The sequence below is a fragment of the Kangiella japonica genome, assembly GCF_039523535.1.
Taxonomy (GTDB): Bacteria; Pseudomonadota; Gammaproteobacteria; order Enterobacterales; family Kangiellaceae; genus Kangiella; species Kangiella japonica.
This window is the reverse complement of sequence record NZ_BAAAFM010000008.1, coordinates 1-19,768: the sequence shown is the minus strand read 5'-3', so window position 1 is coordinate 19,768 and position 19,768 is coordinate 1. Positions and strand designations below refer to the sequence as shown.

General features: G+C 41.9%; 21 protein-coding genes and 1 rRNA gene. 9 read left to right on the top strand and 13 right to left on the bottom strand.

Annotation, left to right across the window (positions count from 1 at the left end):
- Positions 1-5: 5 nt before the first annotated feature.
- The gene (gene ald / locus ABD128_RS09295; protein WP_343989495.1) at positions 6-1,139 is read left to right on the top strand and encodes an alanine dehydrogenase; all 1,134 of its coding nucleotides are present in this window, start codon (positions 6-8) and stop codon (positions 1,137-1,139) included.
- A 54-nt stretch (positions 1,140-1,193) separates the two neighbouring features.
- Here the strand turns inward: ald and ABD128_RS09290 are convergent, their stop codons facing one another.
- The 3 genes from ABD128_RS09290 to ABD128_RS09280 all read right to left on the bottom strand — a co-directional run bounded on the left by ABD128_RS09290 (position 1,194) and on the right by ABD128_RS09280 (position 3,773).
- Entirely contained in the window at positions 1,194-1,559 is a 366-nt protein-coding gene (locus ABD128_RS09290) for a putative signal transducing protein (protein WP_343989493.1), read from the bottom strand.
- Between the two features lie 142 nt (positions 1,560-1,701).
- The gene (locus ABD128_RS09285) at positions 1,702-3,237 is read right to left on the bottom strand and encodes a M23 family metallopeptidase (RefSeq protein ID WP_343989491.1); all 1,536 of its coding nucleotides are present in this window, start codon (positions 3,235-3,237) and stop codon (positions 1,702-1,704) included.
- Positions 3,238-3,566: 329 nt separating this feature from the next.
- Complete coding sequence (locus ABD128_RS09280) at positions 3,567-3,773, bottom strand: cold-shock protein (RefSeq protein ID WP_110201784.1); 207 nt, start codon at positions 3,771-3,773, stop codon at positions 3,567-3,569.
- Between the two features lie 290 nt (positions 3,774-4,063).
- On the opposite strand from ABD128_RS09280, the gene ABD128_RS09275 reads away from it, so the two are divergent.
- Both ABD128_RS09275 and ABD128_RS09270 read left to right on the top strand, forming a co-directional pair.
- Positions 4,064-4,714 (top strand): DsbA family protein, encoded by a 651-nt coding sequence (locus ABD128_RS09275; RefSeq protein WP_343989488.1) that lies wholly within the window; start codon positions 4,064-4,066, stop codon positions 4,712-4,714.
- Complete coding sequence (locus ABD128_RS09270; RefSeq protein ID WP_343989486.1) at positions 4,707-5,135, top strand: DUF1801 domain-containing protein; 429 nt, start codon at positions 4,707-4,709, stop codon at positions 5,133-5,135. Before ABD128_RS09275 ends, ABD128_RS09270 begins: the two co-directional genes overlap by 8 nt.
- 13 nt (positions 5,136-5,148) lie before the next feature.
- Here ABD128_RS09270 and ABD128_RS09265 read toward each other — a convergent pair whose 3' ends face one another.
- Positions 5,149-5,328 carry a hypothetical protein gene (locus ABD128_RS09265; RefSeq protein ID WP_343989484.1) on the bottom strand — a complete coding sequence of 60 codons (180 nt, stop codon included), beginning with the start codon at positions 5,326-5,328 and terminating at the stop codon, positions 5,149-5,151.
- Between the two features lie 225 nt (positions 5,329-5,553).
- On the opposite strand from ABD128_RS09265, the gene trxB reads away from it, so the two are divergent.
- The gene (gene trxB, locus ABD128_RS09260) at positions 5,554-6,501 is read left to right on the top strand and encodes a thioredoxin-disulfide reductase (protein WP_343989482.1); all 948 of its coding nucleotides are present in this window, start codon (positions 5,554-5,556) and stop codon (positions 6,499-6,501) included.
- 75 nt (positions 6,502-6,576) lie between these two features.
- On the opposite strand, the gene ABD128_RS09255 is transcribed toward trxB, so the two are convergent.
- On the bottom strand, positions 6,577-7,737 hold the full coding sequence (locus tag ABD128_RS09255; RefSeq protein ID WP_343989480.1) for a fatty acid desaturase: 1,161 nt from the start codon (positions 7,735-7,737) through the stop codon (positions 6,577-6,579).
- A 154-nt stretch (positions 7,738-7,891) separates the two neighbouring features.
- Between ABD128_RS09255 and fabR the strand changes: the two genes are divergently transcribed.
- The gene (fabR, locus tag ABD128_RS09250) at positions 7,892-8,515 is read left to right on the top strand and encodes an HTH-type transcriptional repressor FabR (RefSeq protein ID WP_343989478.1); all 624 of its coding nucleotides are present in this window, start codon (positions 7,892-7,894) and stop codon (positions 8,513-8,515) included.
- On the opposite strand, the gene ltaE is transcribed toward fabR, so the two are convergent.
- Both ltaE and ABD128_RS09240 read right to left on the bottom strand, forming a co-directional pair.
- Positions 8,499-9,515 carry a low-specificity L-threonine aldolase gene (gene ltaE, locus ABD128_RS09245; protein WP_343990470.1) on the bottom strand — a complete coding sequence of 339 codons (1,017 nt, stop codon included), beginning with the start codon at positions 9,513-9,515 and terminating at the stop codon, positions 8,499-8,501. The genes fabR and ltaE overlap by 17 nt on opposite strands.
- A 165-nt stretch (positions 9,516-9,680) precedes the next feature.
- Positions 9,681-11,906, bottom strand: a complete 2,226-nt coding sequence (locus tag ABD128_RS09240) for an NADP-dependent isocitrate dehydrogenase (RefSeq protein ID WP_343989476.1) — start codon at positions 11,904-11,906, stop codon at positions 9,681-9,683.
- Between the two features lie 217 nt (positions 11,907-12,123).
- Here ABD128_RS09240 and ABD128_RS09235 point away from each other — a divergent pair, with 217 nt between their 5' ends.
- The 4 genes from ABD128_RS09235 to hflD are packed head-to-tail and all read left to right on the top strand — an operon-like array spanning position 12,124 to position 15,000.
- Entirely contained in the window at positions 12,124-12,735 is a 612-nt protein-coding gene (locus ABD128_RS09235) for a pseudouridine synthase (RefSeq protein ID WP_343989474.1), read from the top strand.
- A gap of 36 nt (positions 12,736-12,771) precedes the next feature.
- Complete coding sequence (locus ABD128_RS09230) at positions 12,772-13,269, top strand: NUDIX hydrolase (protein WP_343989472.1); 498 nt, start codon at positions 12,772-12,774, stop codon at positions 13,267-13,269.
- Between the two features lie 5 nt (positions 13,270-13,274).
- Positions 13,275-14,384, top strand: coding sequence for a tRNA 2-thiouridine(34) synthase MnmA (gene mnmA / locus ABD128_RS09225; RefSeq protein WP_343989470.1), 1,110 nt, complete (start codon positions 13,275-13,277; stop codon positions 14,382-14,384).
- A gap of 1 nt (position 14,385) precedes the next feature.
- Positions 14,386-15,000, top strand: a complete 615-nt coding sequence (hflD, locus tag ABD128_RS09220) for a high frequency lysogenization protein HflD (RefSeq protein WP_343989468.1) — start codon at positions 14,386-14,388, stop codon at positions 14,998-15,000.
- Positions 15,001-15,040: 40 nt separating this feature from the next.
- Here the strand turns inward: hflD and ABD128_RS09215 are convergent, their stop codons facing one another.
- From ABD128_RS09215 to rrf, 6 genes are all read right to left on the bottom strand, one after another.
- Complete coding sequence (locus tag ABD128_RS09215) at positions 15,041-16,339, bottom strand: hypothetical protein (protein WP_343989466.1); 1,299 nt, start codon at positions 16,337-16,339, stop codon at positions 15,041-15,043.
- A gap of 1 nt (position 16,340) precedes the next feature.
- A complete protein-coding gene (locus ABD128_RS09210) occupies positions 16,341-16,883 on the bottom strand; it encodes a hypothetical protein (protein ID WP_343989464.1) in 543 nt (180 codons plus the stop codon).
- Positions 16,876-17,448, bottom strand: a complete 573-nt coding sequence (locus ABD128_RS09205) for an RNA polymerase sigma factor (protein WP_343989461.1) — start codon at positions 17,446-17,448, stop codon at positions 16,876-16,878. The genes ABD128_RS09210 and ABD128_RS09205 overlap by 8 nt, the downstream gene beginning before the upstream one ends.
- Positions 17,449-17,530: 82 nt before the next feature.
- The gene (locus ABD128_RS09200) at positions 17,531-18,127 is read right to left on the bottom strand and encodes a hypothetical protein (protein ID WP_343989459.1); all 597 of its coding nucleotides are present in this window, start codon (positions 18,125-18,127) and stop codon (positions 17,531-17,533) included.
- Between the two features lie 42 nt (positions 18,128-18,169).
- On the bottom strand, positions 18,170-18,730 hold the full coding sequence (locus ABD128_RS09195; protein WP_343989457.1) for a hypothetical protein: 561 nt from the start codon (positions 18,728-18,730) through the stop codon (positions 18,170-18,172).
- A 728-nt stretch (positions 18,731-19,458) separates the two neighbouring features.
- A 5S ribosomal RNA gene (rrf, locus tag ABD128_RS09190) occupies positions 19,459-19,574 on the bottom strand.
- Positions 19,575-19,768: the final 194 nt, after the last annotated feature.

Below are 19,768 nucleotides of genomic sequence, written 5' to 3'. Positions count from 1 at the left end.
ATATTATGTTGATCGGTGTACCTAAAGAAATCAAAAACCATGAATACCGTGCTGGCATGGTTCCTGGTAGTGTTCGTGAAGTAATTGCCCATGGCCATCAAGTGGTTGTTGAGACAAATGCTGGTGCTGGTATCGGTTTTACCGATGAAGACTACATCGAAGCTGGTGCAACCATTTTAGATACCCCTGAAGAAGTATTTGCCCAGGCAGATATGATCGTTAAGGTTAAAGAACCTTTGGCGGAAGAGCGAAAGCTCCTGCGTAAAGACCAAATCTTATTTACCTATTTACACCTTGCTCCGGATCAGCCTCAAACTGAGGACTTAGTAAAATCTGGCGCCGTTTGTATTGCCTATGAAACAGTGACAGGCAGAAATGGTGGCTTGCCATTATTAGCACCTATGTCAGAAGTGGCTGGTCGTATGTCGATCCAAGCTGGTGCTCAATGCTTAGAAAAATCACGTGGTGGTTTAGGCATGTTACTTGGTGGCGTACCAGGCGTATCACCAGCAAAATGTGTCGTGATTGGCGCAGGTATGGTTGGTAGTAACGCTATTCGTATGGCTGTGGGTTTAGGCGCTCGTGTTGTCGTCTTAGATCGAAGCGTTGACGCTTTACGTCGTGTAAACGCAGAATTTGGTTCACGTGTTGAAACTTTATTCTCAAGCCAAGAGTCTTTAGAAAGTGAAGTAATAACTGCAGACTTGGTTATCGGTGGCGTCCTAATCCCAGGCGCGGCAGCACCTAAATTAGTAACCGAAGAAATGGTAAAGAAAATGAAGCCTGGCGCGGTACTTGTGGATGTTGCTATTGACCAAGGTGGTTGTTTTGCGACATCAAAAGCCACTACGCACGCTGAGCCAACCTTCATTAAGCATGACGTTGTACACTACTGTGTAGCTAACATGCCTGGCGCGGTTCCACGCACCTCAACCTTTGCTTTGAATAACGTAACGCTTCCATACATTATTCAAATTGCAAACAAAGGTTACCGTGAAGCGCTAGCTAGCGATCCACACCTATTAAATGGCTTAAACGTCTATAAGGGCCAAGTAACTGAACGCTCTGTTGCCGATAACTTAGGCTACGACTATGTCGATCCTAAAGACGCATTAGAAATCAGCTACGATACTTTATAATAAGAACCTTATAATAATCGTGTTATAAAAAAAGCCGCTCTTAAGCGGCTTTTTTTACATCTTTAAGAAAGCAGCTAAAACAAGGAGCAGAAATATCAAAAACATGCTGGCACTGAGTACCGTGTTACTTGAGTGACTTGGATCTTGTTGTTGCGGAACAGAAAACTCATCGTCATCCTTAAACAACTCTGCATCCTCTTCATCGACAAACGATGCGTTACCCCAGTTTTCAATAATAACTTTTGCTTCAGCTAGGTCTTCATCCTTTACCCAAACATTAACGTTTCCCATAGCAGCGGCCTCTCCGACCGCGCCCTGCATTCCAGCTCCTCTAACTTGCGCAAAGATACCACCGTTATTTAGCAGATCTGAAATTAACTGTGCATCAAGGGCATCATCCGCATGGTATGCAATTTTCATAATGTAGAATTCCTTTAATTTTTGCGGATAGGTTAACTTATTTTATCTGGGCTGCCCAGACAGAATGAACTCAACATACTCTAAGCAATTAAAAAAGCCGCTCCTAGGAGCGGCTTAAACACTTACTGAGAGTTGCTTGAAATTACTTATCAATTGTTAAGCTGTAATTACCTGACCCGCTGTAAGAGTTGACCCTTACGGTGTAATAAGCAGCACCAGCCTGATAATTAATACTTTCAGATGAATATGGTGTGGTAGACGCAGCAACTGAGTACCAGCGACCATTAATCCATTTCCACAAGGCTAAGTCAAAATCAACGTTAGACGGGCCTGTTAAGGATAGATCAATAGTACCGCCGTTATAGTAGAAATAGCTGCCATCAGGTTCAAAAGCCTGCGCCCCATGATCTAAGTAACCTGTGTAGGTATCACCACCACCTGGTGGCTCATCAGAAACACCATAGTTGTATACATTAGTCCAAGCGCAATAACGTTGTCCATTACGCTCTAACCAAAAATAGTTACAATCACTGTCATAACTATTGCGACCTGCATCAACTTTATAACCGGACAATTTAACGCCATCTAAGTGGTAATATTGGCCATTTTTCTTGAGCGAGAAATGTAAATGTGGGCCTGTGGATTGCCCACCATTACACAAGGCTTGGCCTCTCGTATCGGCATAATTAGCGATTCGTGTATTACGATCAACCGTAGCATTGGTGCCATACTGGATGTTTTCTAAGTGATAATAGGTTGTAGACCAGCCACTTTCGTGAATAACTTCCATAAAGCATGATGAATGGTATTTCACCGTTCCTGGCGCTGCTGCCGTTACCCAAATATGTCTTAGGTTATCACCCCAGCGACCGCCATCATTAAAGTCTAGCGACGACTGAGGGTAGCTACCACTACCATTGTTTGTATGGGTTCCACCATTTCGCCAGGTTTCACCAACCAAGTAAGGTAGTTGAAAATAATCATCAATATTTGAGATCTTTTGCTGGGTCTCAGAGTTCGACTTGACCTTAGAATCGGCATCGCCAAATAATTTGTTGTAGGTTTGTCCTACGGATATTACTGCTTTAGCATGCGCGGTTTGAGAGAACTTCATAGCACTATCGGCATTAGAACTGTACTTAGGTGCCAAAATTGCTTTGATAGCTTTTACAGCGTCAAGATCTGTAGTTTGCTTCTCGTTGACGCCTGTTTGCGCGTAGGAATGCCCTTTATAGAACTCCATCGCAAGTCTTGAGCTAATATCTTCAACTTGCTCTCTAAAGCCTGCTTTGCTAGAAAGAATGCCAAATGGTCTTGCTGTGTTGCTGCTAGCTTTCGATGAACTAATTAAGCCACTTTCCTGCTCCATTAAAGCAATTAATAGCTTAGGGCTTATTGATGAATAACCCGCGTAGTGTGAAATGATTTCTGCTTTATCCGCGAGATGCGGAGCATTTTCTGCAAGGTATTCTTGCACATCAAAGCTCAGCATCTCATCATAGTCATAGACAACTTGTTGCTTTGTCAGCGCGTTATCGACCTGCTGCGAGATCTGCGTTTTAGCCACTGATGCTTGGCTTGAACTATTATCTTCAGCGGCATGCACCGTCAAGTTCATACTGGTAGCGACAAAAAGTCCAACTACCCCTAATGATTTATAAAATTGCAATTTATTCATACACTCCCCCTAAAACTGTATGTCGCACAGAAACCGAATAATCTTGTGTCGTGGCAGGCAAAAACTCACCGACAACACACCTCCTAGATTAATCATAAATAAATATATATCTGTGTCAGGCATTCATTTTGTACAGATTGATACTAAATTCATACAAAACCGATACAAAAGGATTGATGGGTATCTGAAAGTTCTAGGTGTTATTTGAAGAAATAAAGAAAAGCCATGAAGGGATTATATATTAGTTCTAGTAGCAAGAAATAAGAGAAAAGCAGGATCAAAAAAGCCGCTCAATTGAGCGGCTTTTTTATAAAACGCTTAAAGTATAATTATACTTTAGTAACGTTAGCAGCTTGAGCGCCTTTAGGGCCTTGCTCGATTTCGAACTCAACTTGTTGGCCTTCTGCTAAAGTTTTGAAACCGTCACCTTGAATAGCGCGGAAGTGTACAAATACGTCTTCGCCTGCTTCTTGCTCGATGAAACCAAAACCTTTTGACTCGTTGAACCACTTAACTGTACCAGTTACTTTTGACATGTTATTTCTCCAAAGCTAATTTGCTTAAAATTAATGTTTGCGCTGTAAACCCCTTATGGGTTACTTACGCAGGTGTTACTGAGATAAAAACGGCACTAACTTAGATAACAAATAGCGAGGGTACGAATTAAGCAAGTCAAAGAAGTGATTCTTTAGCGAACTTTGGTGTAGCATCGAACATATGTATCTTTCGTAATAGCTGTTATTTTAACCAGCCGGCTTAGAATACTATATACTGACGGGATGTAAAGTATTATTTTATAAATTCATGTAACTTTTACGATTTAGCTATGACCACAAAACTCTTTTATTTTCATGACCCTATGTGCAGTTGGTGCTGGGGTTTTACCCCGACATGGAGTCAACTCCAACAACAATTAAAACTGGAGTTTGGAACTAAGCTTGAAACTCAGTATGTTTTAGGTGGATTAGCTCCCGATAGCGACGTTCCTATGCCCCAAGAGCTACAGGATACTTTACAACAATATTGGAAACGCATACACAATCTTCTGGGCACGACGTTTAACTTTGATTTTTGGCAACAATGCACTCCTCGTCGCTCGACCTACCCTGCGTGCAGGGCTGTTATCGCCGCTTCGAACCAAGGAAAAGAAATCGCAATGATTGATGGATTGCAGCGCGCATACTATTTACGAGCCCTTAACCCTTCGGACACTAGCACGCATATACAGTTAGCCGAGGAGTTAGGACTAGACTTAGACGCTTTTCATGACGATATAATATCTTCTGAAACTGAACAAGAACTACAAAACCAAATTCAGCTCTATAAAGAGCTATCCGCTAATGGCTTTCCTTCACTAACTTTGCAGAATAACAATACTTTAACCCAGATACCCGTCGACTATAAAAATGCTAGCGCTATGCTGGACTTAATAAAGCAGGCACTCTCCCCTTCTTCACAAGGACAAAACTATGGCTAAAAAAGAGAACAAAACTCAACCAACTGGAAAATCTGTTATTGAGTTCTTAAATCAAGTTGAACCTGAGCAAAAAAGAAAAGATTCCTTCGAACTATTAGAAATGATGCAACAACAAACAGGGTTTGAAGCTAAAATGTGGGGCGATAGCATGGTTGGGTTCGGAGAATATCACTATAAATATGCAAGTGGTCACGAAGGTGATATTTTCCTTGTTGGTTTTTCCCCGAGAAAGCAAAACTTAACCTTGTACGTAATGGCTGGGATTCATCAATTCCCTGAATTATTTGAACGTCTTGGTAAGCATAAAACCAGTAAAGCTTGCTTATATATCAATAAGCTTGCCGATGTGGATACTGACATTTTACAGGAAATTATCAAAAAGTCGGCGGAGTACTCTGCTAAACAGCAATCAGCCTGCTAACCTAATAAAATAGTTAATGAGCCTGTCTTTCCAGTTCATTATCAGCAACTTGACGCAATAATGCATCGAGCCAGATTTCTTTAACTTTTTCCGCATCTAGGCCATACAAACAGATATCGCTGGCAACCTGTTGAATCACCTGATCAATGTCCTTTTCACTATCCTGATGATTGCTGTCTCTTTCTGTGTTCATAATTTATACAAATGATGAATGTAGATTTAGAGTAACCCGTATTTGCATTACTCGCAATGCGAATACGCATTAACTGACACATAAACACCTTTTATTACTTGAAGTTAGGGCTCTATGACTCCATAGACTATGGTAATCAATTAAAGGTTTATTTATTGCTTACAAATACCTACAATTTAGGCACAAACTGTAGGAAAAACTAAAGAACTTCGGAGAATTTGATCAATGAGCGACACTCGCCATATTAAATGTTTAATTCTAGGCTCAGGCCCAGCCGGTTATAGCGCCGCTGTTTATGCCGCTCGAGCAAACTTAGAGCCAGCCATCATCACAGGTCTTCAACAAGGTGGACAATTAACCACCACCACAGACGTCGATAATTGGCCTGGTGATAACGAAGGTGTTCAAGGTCCAGACCTTATGATCCGTATGCAAAAGCACGCAGAGCGCTTTGGTACAGAGATGATCTTTGATCACATCAATGAGGTCGATCTAAAAAACAAACCATTTACGCTGAAAGGCGATAGTGGCACTTACACTTGTGATGCGCTGATTATCTGTACTGGCGCTTCCGCAAAATACTTGGGCTTACCGTCTGAAGAAGCCTTTATGGGTAAAGGTGTTTCCGCTTGTGCAACATGCGATGGATTCTTCTATAAACAGCAAAAAGTCGCTGTTGTAGGCGGTGGTAATACGGCAGTCGAAGAAGCACTATACCTTTCGAATATCGCTAGTGAGGTTCACCTTATCCACCGTCGTGACGAACTTCGCTCGGAGAAAATCCTTCAGGACAAGCTATTCGAAAAAGCTAAAAATGGTAATGTCGTCTTACACTGGCACCGCACGCTTGAAGAAGTTACTGGTGATGAGATGGGTGTTACAGGTCTTCGCATGAAAAGCACGCAGGACGACTCCATTGAAGAACTCGAAGTACAAGGTGTCTTCATTGCTATCGGTCATAAGCCAAACACGGATATCTTCAAAGGTCAGTTAGAAATGAAAGATGGCTACATCCAGGTTAAGAGTGGCTTACAAGGTAACGCTACTGCGACATCCGTCGAAGGTGTGTTTGCTGCAGGTGACGTTTCTGATAATGTCTATCGTCAAGCAGTGACTTCAGCCGGTACAGGCTGTATGGCTGCTCTAGATGCAGAGAAGTATTTAGATCAGTAACTGTACTGACCTCTAAATCAAAAAGCCCAGCAATAGCTGGGCTTTTTATTAACACTTATTATTCTAAAACTCTGATTAAGCGTACTGCTTAGCTAACTTCATCCAGTTTAGCTTTTGCTCTTCTAGCTTCAGCTTGAACTGTTCGTAGTTTTCAATCAAATGAGCTTTCTCTTCAGCTATTTCATGCGCCAAGTCTGCTTTTTTAGACTCAAGCCACACTTTCTTAGCTTCGTAGAACTCAGAAATGTGCGTAACAAGTTGATCATATTCGTGATGTAATTTTTGCAAGATCTCTTCCGCATTAGGCATAAGAGCGGCTTTTTGCTTTGCTCTTAATAATAAAGTTTCAGCACGAGCCTTTTCAATTTTCTCGTTACTTACCACTTTAAGATTCTTAGTCACACCAATCCAGCTCAGCGCTTTAATCCACCATTTTGAAGGGTCAAAATGCCACCAGCTGATGCCATTACGGTAGTCAGACTGGAATTTATGATGGTAATTGTGATAGCCCTCACCACCAGTCAACACTGCTAAAATAAAGTTATCACGAGCAGAGTTTTCTTCGGTATAAGGACGTGAACCCCAGATGTGCGCTAACGAGTTTATGAAAAACGTTAAGTGATGTGACCATACTAAGCGGAACACACCAGCTACCAACATCATTTCCCAGAATAAGCCGTAAGCTAAACCTAGGATTGCTGGAATCAATACATTCGCGCCAACGCTTAATAACCAGTAGTACTTATGCTGGAACATGACAATCGGGTCGCGCTTTAAATCAGGACAACGAGCATACTGCTCATCATAACGTGTTTCATTACGACGCTTTAGAATCCAACCGATATGTGAATGCCAAAAACCTAAACTCGCTGAATAGGGGTCTTTTTCATCATGATCCACATGCTTGTGGTGGATGCGGTGATCAGATGACCAATGCAACGCACTGTTTTGCAACGCTAAGCAACCACCAAAGGCCAATATTCCGCGCAAAAAGCCGTTAGCCTCAAAAGCTCGGTGTGACCATAGTCGGTGATAACCCATTGAAATTGAGGTGCTTGAGAATAGCCACAGACCTACTGCCCATAGCCAAGTAGACCAATGAAATCCGTACTCGAAGCCGTACCATGGCACGACGGTGGCAGCAATTAGAAAACTGATACCAAAAAATAATATGTTAGTCCAAATGTAACGCCCTTTTTTTTGTGGCTGTTGTTCGTGGACTTGTGCTTCTGACATTTATATACCTCTTTAAAACAGCGTACACATGTACGCTTAAATCTGAGCACAGTATAACTTCTGAATTAGTCAATTGCAATTCAGCGTACAACTGTACACTTAAGGTATTGTTTTCTATACTAGGAGGATATTACAACTATAAAGATTTGACACAATGCTAGGCACACGTGCGTTACAGAAAGAAAAAACCCGACAGGCCATAATTCAGGCCGCGCTCGCGCACCTGTCTGCTGATCAAAGCTTTTCAATGATGAGTCTTCGAGAAGTTGCACGTGAGGCTGGCATCGCCCCGACCTCTTTTTATCGCCACTTCGACGATATGGAAGCTTTAGGCCTAACCTTAGTCGATGAGTCCGGCATTACCCTGCGTGAACTGATGCGTAAAGCCCGTAGCCGTATTGAGAAAAAAGGTAGCGTGATTCAAACCTCTGTCGATACGTTTATGGAGTTTGTGGAAACAAACCCTAATATTTTCAGATTGTTGTTGCGTGAAAGAACAGGAATATCGCCAGCCTTTAGAGATGCCGTCGCTCGAGAAATTCGTCATTTTAAAGAAGAATTAAGTGATTACTTGGCCCAAGAGGCGGATTATAGCCCTCTAGAGGCTTATACCCTAGCAGAAGGCTTGGTTACTCTTGTTTTCAATGCTGGTGCCGACTCACTAGATTTAGAGGCTTCTGAGAGAGAAGCCTTAAAACAACGCACCATTATGCAATTACGCTACTTAACGCTAGGTGCAAAAATGATGCATTTAGATAGTTCTAACGGCGTGAATTAAAAAATGATTTAACTTGCTGGCAGACAAAGTCTAACTGATCGCTAGAAACGTCAAGATGCATAACCCAACGCATGGATTCGCTCGGAATAATAATAATCCCCTTCTCTGTTAGAAAGTCCGCAAGCTGTTGCGCTGTTTCTAATTTCGTTTTTATAAAAACCATATTCGTCTGCACTAATTCTGGCTTCACATCTAGCTCGTCAAACTGAGACAAGCGCTCGGCTAACACTTTTGCTTTAGCATGGTCTTTAGCTAAACGATCTACATGATGATCCAGCGCATAAATACCAGCTGCGGCTAAAACGCCCGCTTGACGCATACCGCCACCGACCATCTTTCTCCAACGACGCGCCCACTTGATTGTATCTTTATCGCCACATAAGACTGAGCCTACTGGAGCTCCTAGACCTTTAGATAAGCATATTGATATTGAGTCGGAATACTGCGCCAAATCTTTGAGTTCACAGCCCAATGCAACCGTCGCGTTAAAGGCCCTGGCACCGTCTAAATGTAGCCCAAGTCCTTTTGATTGTGCAAAGTCATACGCTTTTTTCATGTACTCAAGCGATATCACCTTACCGTTATGAGTATTTTCAAGACACAGCAGCTTAGTTCTAGCGAAATGATAGTCATCCTTTTTAATAACCGACTCGACTTTGCCTAAATCCAAACTACCATCGGGCTCGACTGATATCGGTTGCGGCACCACGCTGCCTAAAACCGGCGCACCGCCCGCTTCATACAGATAAGTATGATAATCTTGACCAACGATATACTCTTCACCTCGTTGACAGTGAGCTAAAAGAGCTACTAAATTCGACATAGTTCCAGAAGGCACAAATAACGCGTCAGCCTTCCCCGACATCTCAGCCATCTTTTCTTCGAGCTTATTAATGGTCGGATCGTCCTGAAACACATCATCTCCAACAGATGCCTTCGCCATAACCTTACGCATGGCCTCTGTCGGCTGGGTTACCGTATCACTTCGTAAATCAATCATCATGCCTATCAACGATTAGTCCAAAAAAACACCAGTATAATTAATCAAGTACAAAAGTACATCTTTGTACTAACCAACTTTATAAGCACTTAAGAGTTTCTTAGGATAATTGTTCTTGCCACAAAAAAAGGCGCCTTTCGGCGCCTTCAATCAGAACAGTCTGAATTAGCTAATTAGCTCAAGTGCTTTATTTAAAGTTGCACTTGGACGCATAGCATCAGCTGCAAGCTTTTCATCAGTAAAGTAATAACCACCGATGTCCATAGCTTGGCCTTGAACTTTATTCAGTTCGTCAACAATGGTTTGTTCATTGCTAGAAAGCTCTTCAGCAAGCTTGCCAAAGTGTGCCTTAAGCTCTGCATCTGCGTCTTGCTTAGCAAGCTCTTGTGCCCAATACATTGCTAAATAGAAGTGGCTACCACGGTTATCAAGCTCGTTCACTTTACGCGATGGAGATTTACCGTTAAGCAATAACGCTTCAGTCGCTACATCTAATGCTTCGGCTAAAACTTTAGCTTTTTCGTTGCCATTCTTTTCATACATGTGTTCAAGCGACACACCTAACGCAAGAAACTCACCAAGCGAATCCCAACGTAAGTGGTTTTCTTTCATGAACTGCTGAACGTGCTTAGGCGCAGAACCGCCAGCGCCTGTTTCAAACAAGCCGCCACCATTCATTAACGGCACGATCGATAGCATTTTCGCACTTGTTCCTAACTCTAAGATTGGGAACAAATCTGTTAGGTAATCACGAAGTACGTTACCCGTAACAGAAATCGTATCTTTACCCTCTTTTACGCGCTTTAAAGTAAACTCAGTCGCTTCAATTGGCGACATGATGTGTAGCTCTAAGCCGTCTGTATCGTGATCTTTCAAGTAAGTTTCAACTTTCTTGATTAACTCTGCATCGTGAGCGCGATCTTTGTCTAGCCAGAATACAGCAGGAGTGTCTGATAAACGAGCGCGGTTAACCGCCAGTTTCACCCAGTCTTGAATTGGGGCATCTTTAACCTGGCACATTCTCCAGATATCGCCTTCTTCTACTTTGTGCTCTAGCAATGTTGTGCCATTCGCATCAACAACTCGAACCGAACCATTAGCAGGAATTTCAAAGGTCTTATCGTGTGAACCATACTCTTCTGCTTTTTGCGCCATCAAGCCAACGTTAGGAACAGTACCCATTGTTGTTGGGTCGAAAGCACCGTGCTCTTTACAGAAATCGATAGTCGCTTTATAAACACCAGAATAGCTGCTATCAGGGATTACCGCTTTGGTATCTTTAGGGTTGCCATCTGGGCCCCACATTTGACCTGAGTTACGAATCATTGCAGGCATAGAAGCATCAATGATCACATCACTTGGAACGTGTAAGTTCGTGATGCCGTTATCTGAATCAACCATCGCAAGTTCAGGGTTTTGCTCATAAACTGCTTTAATATCTGCTTCGATGGCTTCACGTGTATCTTGAGGTATCTTATCTAAGTTACTGATTAAATTGCCAAAACCGTTATTAACATTAACGCCAGCTTGCTCTAAAGCAGGAGCGTGCTTTGCGAAAACATCTTTAAAGAATACTTTAACGGCATGACCAAAAATAATAGGGTCTGAGACCTTCATCATGGTCGCTTTCATGTGCAATGAGAACAAGACGTCTTGCTCTTTAGCTTCAGCGACCTGCTCTGCCAAGAAGTCCATCAAAGCTTTTTTGCTCATGACAGAAGAGTCAATAACTTCGCCAGCTAATAATGGGAAAGCAGGCTTTAATTCAGTAATGTCGCCATTGTCATCAACAAACTCAATTTTCACTTCAGTTGCAGCGTCTAAAGTAGTCGATTTTTCCGTCGAGCGGAAATCGCCAGAAGTCATGCTTGCAACGTGTGATTTAGAATCTTTCGACCAAGCCCCCATCTTGTGCGGGTTCTTTTTTGCAAAGTTTTTAACCGCCTTCGGCGCACGACGATCTGAGTTACCTTCACGCAATACTGGGTTTACAGCACTGCCTTTGATCTTGTCGTAACGGCTACGAATATCGCGCTCTTCATCAGTCGAAGGGCTGTCTGGGTAATCTGGAAGTGCATAACCCTTACCCTGCAACTCTTTAATAGTCGCTTTAAGCTGTGGGATAGAAGCACTAATGTTCGGTAACTTGATGATGTTAGCGTCTGGCTTTTTCACCATTTCGCCTAATTGCGCTAACGCATCAGGAATACGCTGCTCTTCCTTAAGATATTCTGGGAAGCTCGCAATCACACGGCCAGCTAATGAAATGTCGCTAGTTTCGACACTGATACCGGCAGCCTTTGTAAATGCTTCAATAATAGGTAAGAAAGACTTAGTCGCCAAAGCTGGCGCTTCATCAGTGTGAGTATAGATAATCTTTGATGTTGTCATACAGTTTCCTAAGAGTCTTTGCAATCCAAACAGATTTTTCGACACGCCATATCGACCTTGGCCATGTCTTTATGAATGAAGTGCGCGACATTATACGCGAAAACAATAAATCCTGCATTCCCAATACTGCATCTTTATTTCTGATTTCCATGAAACTGTTTCTATAGTCCGTTACAATAGTTCATCATATTCAAATCGTACATTTATTAATCACTGCATGAGTCAGCTTGTACTTTTCAATAAACCCTTCAATACTTTGTGCCAGTTTACTGGAGAGCCAGGCGATTCTACGTTGGCTGACTATATTGATATTCCGAAAGTCTACCCAGCTGGGCGATTGGATAAAGATTCCGAAGGCTTACTACTGCTAACCGATGATGGCCAGCTCCAGCACCAAATCGCTAATCCCAAAAATAAAATGGCGAAAACTTACTGGGTCCAAGTAGAAGGTGCACCTACCGATGACGATTTAGAGCCTCTTCGCCACGGTGTAACGATTCAAAAGTACAAAACCAAACCGGCAAAAGCTGAAATCATGCAAGCTCCTAGCGTATGGCCACGCAACCCTCCTGTGAGGGAACGCAAAAACGTACCTGACACTTGGCTAAAATTGACCATCAGGGAAGGTAAAAACAGGCAGGTTCGTCGCATGACAGCGGCGATTGGCTTCCCTACTCTGCGCTTAATACGAGCCCAAATAGGTCCATGGTCACTGGACGATCTTAGTCCAGGCGAATATCAGGTCATTGAAGTCGAGAGTCCGAAGAGCCAAAGGCATCATTCTGCGAAGTTTAAAGGCGGTAAAAGGTTCAGTAAAAGCCACAAATAAGCTATGATACGCGATTATTCGAATCAGGGTTTCAATATGCTTCCAATCCATGTCACTGTTGCAGCTGTGATTGAATCACAGGGCAAATTCTTAATGGTTGAAGAACATACTTCAAACGGCGGAATTGCGTTTAACCAACCCGCTGGACACCTTGATCCAGACGAAAGCATTGAGCAAGCGATCATTCGAGAAGTCAAAGAAGAAACTGGGCTAGACTTTGAACCAGAAGGCTTGGTGGGAATCTACACTTTAAACCCCGCCAGTAACGGGAACTACTACCAACGCTTTTGTTTTACTGGTTCTATTAATGGAAACCTTGAAACTGAGCCACAAGACCCCGATATTATCGCCGCGCACTGGATGGACTTGCAAGAAATTACCGAGTGCATTAATGCCCATAGAAGTGGCTTAATCGTCAAGTGCTTACAAGACTACTTGAATGGCTACCGCTTCCCTTTAAACGCCCTGCATTACAGCGGTGATGAAGATTTATTACAGCAGCAAAGCTTAAACTTTCTGTACGACCAGCTATAAATATTATGAATAGACACGATAAAGCCCCCCAAGACACCAAAGTCATCGTCGGCATGTCTGGTGGCGTTGACTCCTCAGTCTCTGCATACCTTCTTAAACAACAAGGCTATCAAGTTGAAGGCTTGTTTATGAAGAACTGGGAAGAAGATGATGATACCGAGTATTGCTCTGCGGCTGAGGACTTAGCCGACGCTCAGGCTGTTTGCGATAAACTTGATATTAAGCTGCGCACCATAAACTTTGCTGCCGAGTACTGGGATAATGTGTTTGAGCACTTTTTGGCTGAGTATAAAGCTGGGCGCACACCAAACCCTGATATTATGTGTAATAAAGAAATCAAATTTAAAGCATTTCTTGATTACGCTAAATTACTTGGTGCCGATTATATCGCCACTGGACACTATGTACGTCGTGGTCAAAAAGATGGCAAAGCGACTCTTTTGCGCGGCGTAGATAACAACAAAGATCAGTCTTACTTCCTCTACGCGGTTGGTCATGAAGAGATTGGACGCACACTATTCCCAGTTGGGGAGTTAGAAAAACCAGAAGTAAGACGAATCGCTGAAGAGCAAGGTTTAGTCACTGCTGAGAAAAAAGATAGTACTGGAATTTGCTTCATTGGTGAGCGCAAATTTACCGACTTCCTACAACAGTATTTGCCTGCCCAGCCAGGAGATATCGAAACTCCAGAAGGTGAAATGATTGGACGACATAATGGACTTATGTACCACACACTAGGACAGCGCAAAGGCTTGGGCATTGGAGGCTTGAAGGATGCGCCGGAAGAACCATGGTTTGCGGCTAAAAAGGATTTAGAAAGAAATGTCCTTATCGTAGCTCAAGGTCACGAGCACCCGCTTTTAATGAGTAAGTCGCTAACAGCAAAGCAACTAGACTGGGTAGCAAGAGAAGCTCCAGCTGATACATTCAGCTGCACAGCTAAGACTCGCTACCGTCAAGCAGACGTTAGCTGTACAGTTAGCCGTCAAGGAGATGACGAGTGGCTGGTTACATTTAACGAAAAACAACGAGCTGTCACCCCTGGTCAATCTGTCGTTTTTTACGACGGTGATATTTGCCTAGGTGGCGGCATAATAGAAAGCACACAGAAATAATATGACTCACTATAATTTTTCAGACTCAGTAATAGCGTTGGCGGGGGTTTGTCAGGCTATCAACTGCGTAAAAGACATATCAAGAACCGGCCAAACCGATCCTGTCGATATGGAAACCATGCTTGTTAGCATCTTAAAAACAGAAGCGGATAGCACCGAGGCTGTATATGGAAGCCATAAATATCTAAATACTGGCTTTCAAACCTTAATTGATCTATTGTCAGGCCCTCGCACAGATGCCGATTTGAGTCGCTACTTAGTTTCAGTAATTAGTTTACAAAAACGATTTTTAGCAGACTCTAATATGAAACAGGTGATGGCATCTAGAGTAAGCCAAGCAAATCGACTTTATGAGTATCAAGAAAAAATCGATCACGATCTGATTGAGCAGCTAGCGCATATTTATAAAGATACTATTTCAACTTACCCAACAAAAATTCAAGTGACCGGTAGTAGCCAGTACTTACAGCAGGCGGGCAACCAGTCAAAAATTCGTGCCCTGCTCCTGTCAGCTATTAGAAGCGCAGTTTTATGGCAACAGGTGGGTGGGAAAAAGCGACATTTTTTATTCTCTAAGAATAAAATTATCGACACAGCAAAAGCATTTCTTGCATAGAGAGCTTCTAGAAAACTACGGCTATTAATAAAGAGTGCTCTTAGTCTAAGGAGCACTCGTAGTCTTCTACTTTCCAGACCATCGGCTCCCAGTATTCACCATTTCGCGTTTTCCAACGTTTAGTACGATCAAATTTCGAAGCCAAATAGTATCTTTTATTAGGTTCAACATTAACTACAAATGTTTTACCAATTTTATAAGATCTACGCTTTCGGAAGTCTGAAACTACCTTATCTGACGGAATCTTGTCATACAGTTTAAAGGAATGAGAACCAGCCTTTAATTTAAAAATTACTTTGCTGGAGATAATGTTATCTCCGTCAAGCTGGCTTGCCTCGACATTGTAAATGTCCTCAGATATACGGGGCGTTAGTAATAACGTAACAACACCACATGCAGAGTCAGGATATTCAGGGTCTCTTTCAACCAAAAACCTCCACGCAGGTAGCGCATTCGATTTAGCTTGTGTTGTTAAGCTTATCAACTGGCCGTCTCGCTCAACACTAACATCTAGATTGTCGCCATCGATAAGGGTTAATTGGGAAACATTTTTCACGCTTTTGCCATTGACCTTGATATTTTTTATCAAATCTCCTGGCTGAAGCTTTAGCGAATCGGCATTACTACCTTCATCCACCCGTATGACCTGGCTAGTAGTGCGGTCAATAGTGACTCCGAAGCGAGTCTCATGCTTAGTTCGCTGAGATAAATCTAAATGAAAGTCGGGGTTATCGGACTCAGCTTCTAAGCGTTGGATATCACTGAGCATTGAATTAATACGGCCTTGCAGTTTTTTCAAAATGCTAATTGAAGCTGCAGACTGTAACTGTTGAGTCTTTATCTGATTATTTTCAGCATCGAGAAAACTGTTATGAGGGCTAGCGAATAACTGCCAATGCGGCGTAACTTCATGACGAATAATTGTATCAAGCTCAATTTCTTTATCCCCCCTTTTTACTAAAGCAGTGACTTTGTCACCTCCACTGGCTTTAAGCTCTTGAAGATTATTTTTGTAGGAAGTTCCATTTATCGACATGCTATAAAGTATATCCCCGACCTTTAGATCTAAGGTAGAACCGAGTCCATGGGATGATACAGAAAGGACAGTTTTAGAAGATGGCTCAAGAATAATTCCTAGTGAAATATAACTATCCTCAGGCTTTCTAAGTAACACAGTCCAATCACTGCGTTCAATATCCATAACACGAGACAGAGAGTCGTTAATATCCATGCGAATATCAGCCAGCAATGCCTGGCTTTTTGGATTTGATAACTCAGACGCTTGAGCGTTAAGCACGTGTAGTGATATAAAAACGAAAAGTAAAAAGCTTTTTTTCATACTAGATCCTAGCCATAACATACTGATTTGTATAAAGACCTTTAAGGTATCTCGCCAATTCTAGTCTTTTATGCCACAGCGCCTGAATATCATCATTTGGAGACGTAAGACCTGACTGGTAAAGTTGGTTAATCGCTTTATCTAACTCGACAATATCTTCTCGAACTTTCAAAATTTCAATATGGTGCAATGGATTATTATGGTTAGACTCTATATTTGCTATCTCTATCTCTAAGTGATTAGAAGCCGCTATAAGCTCAGGTATGGACATTTCATTATTGGAGCTAATGTCGCTATTACTAACTTGACTTGTACCGATATAATTTTGACCAATGATCGCTGCAAAACCAATAACTATCAAAAGCATGACTGCGATATACCAAGGGTGCTTAACTCTAGAAGTTTTAGTTGAGCCATTATTAGACAAGCGAGCTAAGTTTTCTTGAAAAATAGCATCCTGTTCAGAGCTAGGTTGATAAATATTAGAACTTGATAGCTCCGACTTTAACGTACTTCTAAGTTGTTGCTCTGTATGCTCACTCATTTCTGGCACCTGCTCTACTATTCGTTACCTCTTGCTCTCTAACCAATTGTTTCAAAGACCTCATGGCTCTACTATAAATCACACGGGAGTTTTGCTCTGTAATGCCAATTTTTTTAGATAATTCTTTATGGCTATAGCCTTCAACAGCGTAAAGCCAAACAACAAGCCTTTCCCGCTCGTCTAGAACGTCAAGATAATATTCTAAGTCCCAGTGATCGCTATTGATAATGGATAGGGACTCTTTCGCGGAATAGTCAAATACAACATCATCAGATACAGTATCAAAGCGCTGATTTGCCCTTATAATGTCAATAATCGAGTTATAACAGACTCGCTTCATCCAACCATTCAGTTTATTACTATCAGATAGAGATACGATACTATCGATCATCTTCAGCATCACTGTTTGTAGCACATCATTAGCTCTATGTTCATCTCTTAACATCTGAAATGCCAAATTAAAGATCGGTTGCTTATAGCAGTGATAGATTTGCGTTAAAGCAAATTTATCACCACTCTGAGCCCTTTTAATGACCTTTTTAGAACAGTTCTGATGAAATGACAAAATAATTCCACTTTATCCTTTTTTAAATAGACGTAAAGAATTAAGAATATGTGACATAAAAAAAGTATATTATTGGTTTCAATTAAAGGGATAACTCGCTGCACCGCGTAAAATAATCTGTGTCGGGAGCTTTAAGCCAGCTTGAATGTTCACCTGCTGCAACAGCTACATCATAGATCAGACTTTGATGTTCATTAGTAATCAAACAATGCTTGCCTTCAGAGCCTGTATTTTTAAGAGCGATATAGTGGATACCCTGTGACATTTTTATGAGCAACTGATAACCCTCTTGTAAAAAATGACTCTTAACATACGGTTCTAGCTCCCACTCCGCACATACAAAACTTAAATCCCCGAACATAAAACCTATATTTTTAACTTCTGTAATCTCCTTGCTCAAAGCATATAAAGAGTTAGCTTTCACTCCACCTATAAAATTGTCACATTTAATGGTGTAATTACTATCATTATAAAGCCGTCCTTTCCATAGGTTACATGAGCCACCGGTCGCATAAGAATAGCCAACATATCTTTCTGTCTTGAAAGGCGCGCTTTTTTTACACACACTTCCATCTTCTGAGGCAACCCTTTGATCATCCACCGGCATTAAAAATGGATCTGAACAGGCCACAAGACTAAGTAGGAGTAAAGTGGTTATAACTTCCTTTATTCTTCCCATAATTCACGCGATAGGATGTTCATTTGAAAGGGATATAATTACTTAAGGCCAAAACCAGCAAAAAGTCGCAGCAGTTACAACAGAGTAAATAACCGAGTCGATAAGGTACTTGATAGTGACAAGCCAGGGATGGCCAAACCAAATACTATAAGGGATAGAGGCCCATCCATAACAAATAAAGCCAGTAACAAAAAGTAATTTAAATATCTCTAACGTAGTTGCACCAGGAGCTAACCCAATCGTACCAATATAACCTATCAAGAAACTACCAATAACAAAATACAAAAATTGAAGAGATAAAAGCTTCCCCATCGGAGGTAAACCCTTTTCAAAAATAGTAACAATCGCAACTGGACCTTTTTTAAATCTTGCCTGAACTGCAGGATCATTCATTTCATTAAAATCTGCGCAATGAGGCAATGTATAAAGACCGGCCTTATCTGCAGACTTTGATAAAGAGTCTGAGACAGCATTCTCATCACTCAACCGCTTATAGTCAGAATTGTGATACTTAATAACCATGTGAATTATTGCGCTTGCAATCCAAGCAAATAAACCACTCAATATAATAGCTAACCAAAGATCAAAAATGGAAATACTCATGGACATAACCCCTCATTTAGATAAAGTCTAAATATAGCATAAAAATCAATAATCTATCCGTTACAATTCTTTATCTAGAAGCACAATTAACTGATATAAGCTTAAAATGACAAACTGTAATAAATTACAGGCATAAAAAAACCCAACCTTTCGGCTGGGGTTTTGGTATAAGCTCTCACGTGCACTTTAGGGTATGGCGAGAGTCTGCCCCCTTGCGTATGACCTATAATGATGCACGACATCCTGTCGCTCACCCTTCAGGCGGGCCAAAGTCCAACCAAATTTACTCGACGCAACTTTGTCACACGACCACCAGGGATGGTGGAAGTGCTAGATATTACCAGGAGTAATATCAGCGAGAGCCCAAGTAATATGATATTAGCTTTTCGAAAAGGCATAAAAAAAAACCCAACCATCGCCTGGGGTTTTGGTATAAGCGCTCACGTGCCCTTTAGGGTATGGCGACAGTCTGCCCCATAGGGTATGACCTATAATGATGCACGACATCCTGTCACTAAGCCTTCAGGCGGGCCAAAGTCCAACCAAATTTACTCCAGACAAATTTATCACACGCCCAGCGGAAGTGCCCGTGGTACGACCACCAGGGATGGTGGAAGTGCTAGATATTGCAGGAGTAATATCAGCGAGAGCCCAAGTAATATGGTATTAGCTTTTCGAACAAGTAACAAAAAAGCCCTAGCATTGCTGCTAGGGCTTTGGTGTTAAGCGCTTGGCGATGACCTACTCTCACATGGGGAAGCCCCACACTACCATCGGCGATGAGTCGTTTCACTTCTGAGTTCGGCATGGGATCAGGTGGTTCCAACTCTCTATGGTCGCCAAGCAAAAACTTTTGGATACGACCTCCACAGAGGGAGGAAGTGCATAACATTGTCAGGAACAATGTTAAGCTTGACCTGCTTCCGCTAGGAAGCGACAAGTCTTAATAATTTGGCAGAAGAAGTATAAATCTGTAAGTAAGATGTTTGCAGTATTCAGCACGCTTTTCTTTCTATGTTTGTTTGCTGACTTGTCCGC

Excerpts from the sequence above, each read along its gene's own strand:
- ABD128_RS09280 (WP_110201784.1), bottom strand. The coding sequence starts at position 3,773 with ATGTCAAAAGTAACTGGTACAGTTAAGTGGTTCAACGAGTCAAAAGGT.
- trxB (WP_343989482.1), top strand. The coding sequence starts at position 5,554 with ATGAGCGACACTCGCCATATTAAATGTTTAATTCTAGGCTCAGGCCCA.
- ABD128_RS09285 (WP_343989491.1), bottom strand. The coding sequence starts at position 3,237 with ATGAATAAATTGCAATTTTATAAATCATTAGGGGTAGTTGGACTTTTT.
- ABD128_RS09195 (WP_343989457.1), bottom strand. The coding sequence starts at position 18,730 with ATGAGTATTTCCATTTTTGATCTTTGGTTAGCTATTATATTGAGTGGT.
- ABD128_RS09255 (WP_343989480.1), bottom strand. The coding sequence starts at position 7,737 with ATGTCAGAAGCACAAGTCCACGAACAACAGCCACAAAAAAAAGGGCGT.
- mnmA (WP_343989470.1), top strand. The coding sequence starts at position 13,275 with ATGAATAGACACGATAAAGCCCCCCAAGACACCAAAGTCATCGTCGGC.
- ltaE (WP_343990470.1), bottom strand. The coding sequence starts at position 9,515 with ATGATTGATTTACGAAGTGATACGGTAACCCAGCCGACAGAGGCCATG.
- ABD128_RS09230 (WP_343989472.1), top strand. The coding sequence starts at position 12,772 with ATGCTTCCAATCCATGTCACTGTTGCAGCTGTGATTGAATCACAGGGC.
- ABD128_RS09210 (WP_343989464.1), bottom strand. The coding sequence starts at position 16,883 with ATGAGTGAGCATACAGAGCAACAACTTAGAAGTACGTTAAAGTCGGAG.
- ABD128_RS09290 (WP_343989493.1), bottom strand. The coding sequence starts at position 1,559 with ATGAAAATTGCATACCATGCGGATGATGCCCTTGATGCACAGTTAATT.
- ABD128_RS09270 (WP_343989486.1), top strand. The coding sequence starts at position 4,707 with ATGGCTAAAAAAGAGAACAAAACTCAACCAACTGGAAAATCTGTTATT.
- ABD128_RS09240 (WP_343989476.1), bottom strand. The coding sequence starts at position 11,906 with ATGACAACATCAAAGATTATCTATACTCACACTGATGAAGCGCCAGCT.
- ABD128_RS09215 (WP_343989466.1), bottom strand. The coding sequence starts at position 16,339 with ATGAAAAAAAGCTTTTTACTTTTCGTTTTTATATCACTACACGTGCTT.
- hflD (WP_343989468.1), top strand. The coding sequence starts at position 14,386 with ATGACTCACTATAATTTTTCAGACTCAGTAATAGCGTTGGCGGGGGTT.
- ABD128_RS09275 (WP_343989488.1), top strand. The coding sequence starts at position 4,064 with ATGACCACAAAACTCTTTTATTTTCATGACCCTATGTGCAGTTGGTGC.
- ABD128_RS09235 (WP_343989474.1), top strand. The coding sequence starts at position 12,124 with ATGAGTCAGCTTGTACTTTTCAATAAACCCTTCAATACTTTGTGCCAG.
- fabR (WP_343989478.1), top strand. The coding sequence starts at position 7,892 with ATGCTAGGCACACGTGCGTTACAGAAAGAAAAAACCCGACAGGCCATA.
- ABD128_RS09265 (WP_343989484.1), bottom strand. The coding sequence starts at position 5,328 with ATGAACACAGAAAGAGACAGCAATCATCAGGATAGTGAAAAGGACATT.
- ald (WP_343989495.1), top strand. The coding sequence starts at position 6 with ATGTTGATCGGTGTACCTAAAGAAATCAAAAACCATGAATACCGTGCT.
- ABD128_RS09200 (WP_343989459.1), bottom strand. The coding sequence starts at position 18,127 with ATGGGAAGAATAAAGGAAGTTATAACCACTTTACTCCTACTTAGTCTT.